Consider the following 878-nt stretch of genomic DNA (forward strand, 5'->3'; position numbering starts at 1 on the left):
GCAATGAGTACCAGTCTGAGCAGTCCGCAGGGGCAGCTTGCATCAAGCGAAAGTGCCATTATCGCGGATAAAAACGATCAGTTGCTGTATATCGTTAACCAGGTAAACCCTGACTTCTCCAGTGGACGCTTTCAGGATGCAATAGGAAAGATTTATTTCCTGGAACGACGCGGGGCTACAGGTACGACAGTAACGGCAACCTGTACCGGGCTGGTTGGTACGCTGATCCCGGCGGGCAGTATGGCGCAGGATGAGGCCGGTTATAAGTACGTCAGTCTGTCAGACGCCACAATCGGCGCATCAGGGCAGGTTGATGTGGTATTCCTGAATTTGTCCACCGGGCCTGTCGGCTGTCCGGCGGGAACTCTGAATAAAATTTATAAGGCAATACCCGGCTGGTCAGGTGTCACTAACGCCAGTGCAGGAGTGCCGGGCAGTGACGAGGAAACCCGCGCGGACTTTGAAAATCGTCGGCGTAATTCAGTTGCCCGTAATGCCCGTAATATTCTGGAAGCCATCCGGGGTGAAATACTTTCTACGGTAGAAAACGTGGTGGATGTTTACGTCACCCATAATCCGAAAAAAACGGAACAAAAAGCCGGGGTCAGTCAGTATCCGTTAACACCCGGTTCGTTTTATGTTGGCGTGTACGGCGGCAGTCCGGCAGATATCGCGGCGGCCATCTGGCGTAAGGCTCCGCCGGGTATTGATATGAACGGCGACACAACGTTCACCGTTGCGGATAAGGAGTACGATCCGCCGTATCCTGAATACGTGATCACCTGGCAGACACTCAAACCTGTCAGTCTGCATGTCAGTGTGACGCTGAAAAAAAGTGACTATCTGCCCTCAGATATTACCCAACAGGTACAGCAATC

1 protein-coding gene is annotated in these 878 nt (G+C 52.5%); it reads left to right on the top strand.

The genetic code is table 11. The annotated features are described in order from the left end of the window. On the top strand, positions 1 to 878 hold an 878-nt coding region (locus HV477_RS27930; protein ID WP_175065752.1), incomplete at both ends, for a baseplate J/gp47 family protein.

Origin of the sequence: Salmonella sp. SG203 (assembly GCF_013350575.1) — a bacterium.
GTDB lineage: Bacteria > Pseudomonadota > Gammaproteobacteria > Enterobacterales > Enterobacteriaceae > Salmonella > Salmonella enterica.